The sequence below is a fragment of the Streptomyces laculatispora genome, from assembly GCF_017353455.1.
Taxonomy (GTDB): domain Bacteria; phylum Actinomycetota; class Actinomycetes; order Streptomycetales; family Streptomycetaceae; genus Streptomyces; species Streptomyces laculatispora.
In genome coordinates this window covers 1-4,299 of record NZ_JAFMPZ010000657.1, presented here as the reverse complement: position 1 = coordinate 4,299, position 4,299 = coordinate 1, and the positions used below count along the sequence as shown (strand labels likewise).

The window sequence follows — 4,299 nt, the reverse complement described above, 5'->3', positions numbered from 1 at the left end:
CTGGAGGGCGACCTTGACCTCGCCGTGGGCCTCGTCGACCATCCGCGCCGCCGCCTCGGGGTCGTCGGTCAGCTTCTCCTTGGCCAGGCCCAGATCCATGGCGAGGGCGACGAGGCGGGCCTGGGCGCCGTCGTGGAGGTCGCGTTCGATGCGGCGCAGGTCGGCGGCGGCGGTGTCGACGACGACACCCCGGTCCGACTCCAGCTCCGTGACCCGCGTCGCCAGCCGGGACGGGCCCAGCAGCCCGGCCACCATCACCCGGTCCACGGAGGTGAGAGCGCGGATGATCCACGGGGTGATCAGGACCAGCGCCAGTCCGATGGCGCTGGACGCCGCCAGGTCGAGGGGGGAGTCCGCGTAGACCTCGTGGCCCGCGTCCCCGTACAGCTGAATGCCACTGCTTCCCAGGTGCGTCGGGAAGAGCCAGTGCCACAGCGGGTAGGTGAACGCCGCCCAGCTCAGCGACCAGAAGGTCAGCGACACGCAGAAGGCGAAGACCGCCCACGGGAAGTGAAGCACCGAGTAGAGCAGGTGCCGCCAGGACACCCCGCTCTTCAGGACCGCCCCGATCCAGGACATCAGGCCGCCGGTCCTGCCCCGTACCGGCGCGGGAGCGGGCACGTACAGCTTCAGCAGCCCACGGGCCCTGGCCCGCTCCATCGCGCCGAAGCCGCGGCACACGGACAGCCCGGCGGCCAGGACGGGAATCCCCAGGAAGGTGATGAGCAGGCCGGCACTCAACGACGTCATGACGAGCGCGAAGGAGAACAGCACGACGCTGATCGGCAGGCTCAGCAGCAGATAGGCGAACTCGCGCCAGGTCCGGCCCTCGACGGGGGCGCGCAGCCAGGCCGGGAAGAAGTGCCTCTCCGCGGGGTGGTCGAAGGAGCCGGTTCCCGGTCGATCATCGTCCCGCGTGCCGGGTCCGTATGTCGTGGCCATGGGTTCCGTCCGTTTCTTCTGCGTCTGTGAGGCCGGTTCTGCCTGCTGTGCGTACTACAAGTGTGCTGTCCCGCGGAGCCGCCCACCATGAGGGCGGTATCCCTCTTCGACCGGGGGTTTTCCCCACCACGCCGCGCGGCGGCGGCTCTCAGCGCCCCTTGGCCGCGGGGGGCCGGCCCGTACGGGCTCCGGCCGCGCCCTTCCCGTCCTCCCGGTCGCGCCAGGGCAGCTCCGCGGTGACCGTCGTCGGGCCGCCGGGCGGGGAGTCGAGGACGAACAGACCGTCGACGGCGCCCAGCCGCTCGGCCAGCCCCGACATCCCCGTACCGCCGTCCATCGAGGCCCCGCCCCGTCCGTCGTCGGCGACCTGGATCAGCAGCCGGTCCGCCGTCCGCCACACATCGACGGACGCCGTACGCGCCCCGCTGTGCTTGCTGACGTTCTGGAGCAGCTCGGACACGGTGAAGTACGCGATGCCCTCGATGGCCTGCGCCGGCCGGCCCGGCAGATCCACCCCCACCGTGACGGGGACGGTGCAGCGGGAGGCGATGGCGGAGAGCGCGGCGTCCAGGCCGCGGTCGGTGAGGACGGCGGGGTGGATGCCCCGGGCGAGATCACGGAGCTCCTGGAGGGCGACCTTGACCTCTCCGTGGGCCTCGTCGACCATCCGCGCCGCGGCCTCGGGGTCGTCGGTCAGCTTCTCCTTGGCGAGGCCGAGCCCCATCGCGAGGGCGACGAGGCGGGCCTGGGCGCCGTCGTGGAGGTCGCGTTCGATGCGGCGCAGGTCGGCGGCGGCGGTGTCGACGACCACGCCCCGGTCCGACTCCAGCTCCGCGACCCGGCGTTCCAGCTCGTCGGAGGGCGAAAGCAGCCCGCGCACCATGCCCCGGTCGGCGTTGGACAGGAACCGCGCCGTATAGGGGAGCACCGGCCACAGGACGAAGAGGCTCACGAGCACCACCACGAAGGTGAGCACGCCCCACGGCAGCCGGATGAAGGAGTACAGCACCGCGCGCCAGCCCACCGGGTCCTTCAGGCTCGACCACAGCCAGGAGAAGAACCCCTCCTCCCGGCGGACCGGAGCCATCGCGCTCGGCTCGTCGATCCGCAGCCCGAGCAGACTCCGCGCCCGGCCCCGCTCGGCCCGGCCGAGCAGCCGTGAACCCTGCAGCCCGGCGGCCAGCAGGGGCAGGCCGACCACCGTGACCGCCAGCCCCACGCCGATGCCGATCATGAGCACCGTGTAGATGAACCCGACGACCGCCAGCGGGAAATTGGCGAGAAGATGCGCGATCTCCTTCCAAGTGCACACGTCGAGGGCGGAGCGGACGGGCGGCGGCCGGTCGTCGCCGGGTACCTGGGGGCTCATGGTCATATGCCCAGCCTGCCGGGTGGGGCACCCGGACGCCATGGGGCTCATGGGTGGCGATGAAGTAGGGATAACCCCACCCGTTGCCCGACGCGGCTGCTTACCGTTCCTTTACAGGGCCTAGACTCCCGTGCGTACAGATCGTCGAACAGGTTTGAGGGAGCGAGGGGCGGACGTGGCGGACGTTGCGGACCTGCCGGGACCGACCGTTCTCGCGTCGGAGTACTTCCACAGCTACTCGGTCGTCGGACTGCTCGCCGTGGTCGGGGTGCTGTTCGTCGCCGTCGCCTTCGGGACCGGCCGGCTGATGCGTCCCGTGGTCCCGACGCCGGAGAAACTCCTCACGTACGAGTGCGGCGTGGACCCCGTGGGGGAGGGCTGGGCCCACACCCAGGTCCGTTACTACGTGTACGCCTTCCTGTACGTGATCTTCGCCGTCGACTCGATCTTCCTGTTCCCGTGGGCGACCGTCTTCGCCGCGCCCGGATACGGCGCGACGACGCTGGTGGAAATGTTCATCTTCCTCGGTTTCCTGGCCGTGGGACTGCTCTACGCATGGAAGAAGGGCGTCCTCGAATGGACGTGACGAGCCCGTCGTCAGCCGGTCAGCCACAGCCACAGCCGCAGTCGGGACCGGAGCCGGGTCCCGAGGCCGTACCCGAGCCCGTACCCACGTTCCTTCCCGAGCCGAAGCGGCTGGGCGTGCTGTCCCGGCTCGCACCCGAGCCGATGAAGGTGGTCCTCAACTGGGGCCGCCGCTACAGCCTCTGGGTCTTCAACTTCGGACTCGCCTGCTGCGCCATCGAGTTCATCGCCGCCTCCATGGCGCGCCACGACTTCATCCGGCTCGGCGTGATCCCGTTCGCCCCGGGCCCCCGCCAGGCCGACCTCATGATCGTCTCCGGCACGGTGACGGACAAGATGGCTCCGGCGATCAAGCGGCTGTACGAGCAGATGCCCGAGCCCAAGTACGTCATCTCCTTCGGCGCCTGCTCCAACTGCGGCGGCCCGTACTGGGATTCGTACTCGGTGACGAAGGGCGTCGACCAGATCATCCCGGTCGACGTCTACGTTCCCGGCTGCCCGCCCCGGCCCGAAGCCCTGCTCCAGGGCATCCTCAAGCTCCAGGAGAAGATCGCGCGCGAGTCGCTGGGCGAGCGCTACGCGACGGGCGGGGCCCGTCCCTCCACCGCCGCGCTGCGCAGCGCACTGGTCGCCGCACCGCAGGCACCGTCCGTGCCGGACGCCTCCGGGGAGGAGCGGAAGTGACCGCCGCCGAGAGCTACGACCGGCTGCCGGACGCCGTGACCGAGATCTTCGGCGAGGACGCCACGGCGGAGCAGGCGTACGACCTGCTGACCGTCGATGTGCCGCCCGCCTCCTGGATCGCCGCCCTGGAAACGGCGCGTGACGGGCTCGGCTGCACCTATTTCGACTGGCTGAGCGCCGTGGACGAACCGGGCACCGGCTTCCGGGTCTGCGCCCATCTCGCCGCGCTGCCCGACCGCTCCGGACCGGGTCCGGCGGTCCGGCGGCTGCTGGTCCGCACGACCGTTCCGCACGAGGAGGCCGTGCTGCCCAGCGCGATCGGCGTCTTCGCGGGGGCGGCCTGGCACGAGCGCGAGACGCACGAGATGTTCGGCATCGGCTTCGACGGCCACCCGCACCTGGTCCCCCTGCTGCTGCCCGAGGGCTTCGAGGGCCACCCCCTGCGCAAGGACTTCGTCCTGGCGGCCCGCGTGGCCAAGGCCTGGCCGGGCGCCAAGGAGCCGGGCGAGTCGGAGCACGGCGGACCCAAGCGCCGCACGATGCTGCCGCCCGGTGTCCCCGACCCGAACGAATGGGGCCCGCTGAAGGGCCAGCAGCCGGTCGTGGCGCCGACGACGGGCGCGGATGGTGCGGGGGGCGTGGACGCCGGTGCTGCCGGTGCGGATACCGGTGCTGCCGGTACGGCGCGTCGCACCCGCACCGCGTCCCAGGGCTCGGCC

5 protein-coding genes are annotated in these 4,299 nt (G+C 71.5%); 3 read left to right on the top strand and 2 right to left on the bottom strand.

Annotated features, from left to right (window positions below; genetic code table 11):
* Both J1C73_RS34070 and J1C73_RS34065 read right to left on the bottom strand, forming a co-directional pair.
* Positions 1-942: sensor histidine kinase (locus tag J1C73_RS34070; protein WP_207319738.1), on the bottom strand; the 942-nt coding region annotated here is incomplete at its 3' end.
* Between the two features lie 148 nt (positions 943-1,090).
* Positions 1,091-2,317 carry a sensor histidine kinase gene (locus J1C73_RS34065; protein ID WP_207319737.1) on the bottom strand — a complete coding sequence of 409 codons (1,227 nt, stop codon included), beginning with the start codon at positions 2,315-2,317 and terminating at the stop codon, positions 1,091-1,093.
* A 169-nt stretch (positions 2,318-2,486) separates the two neighbouring features.
* Between J1C73_RS34065 and J1C73_RS34060 the strand changes: the two genes are divergently transcribed.
* The 3 genes from J1C73_RS34060 to J1C73_RS34050 all read left to right on the top strand — a co-directional run.
* A complete protein-coding gene (locus J1C73_RS34060) occupies positions 2,487-2,897 on the top strand; it encodes an NADH-quinone oxidoreductase subunit A (protein ID WP_123461014.1) in 411 nt (136 codons plus the stop codon).
* Positions 2,888-3,580: an NADH-quinone oxidoreductase subunit B gene (locus J1C73_RS34055; RefSeq protein ID WP_207319736.1), complete on the top strand. Its 693-nt coding sequence runs from the start codon at positions 2,888-2,890 to the stop codon at positions 3,578-3,580. The genes J1C73_RS34060 and J1C73_RS34055 overlap by 10 nt, the downstream gene beginning before the upstream one ends.
* The coding region (locus J1C73_RS34050) for an NADH-quinone oxidoreductase subunit C (RefSeq protein WP_207319735.1) at positions 3,577-4,299 on the top strand (723 nt) is incomplete at its 3' end. The genes J1C73_RS34055 and J1C73_RS34050, both read left to right, overlap by 4 nt.

Coding starts and splice junctions, on each gene's coding strand:
- J1C73_RS34065 (WP_207319737.1), bottom strand. CDS start 2,317: ATGACCATGAGCCCCCAGGTACCCGGCGACGACCGGCCGCCGCCCGTC.
- J1C73_RS34055 (WP_207319736.1), top strand. CDS start 2,888: ATGGACGTGACGAGCCCGTCGTCAGCCGGTCAGCCACAGCCACAGCCG.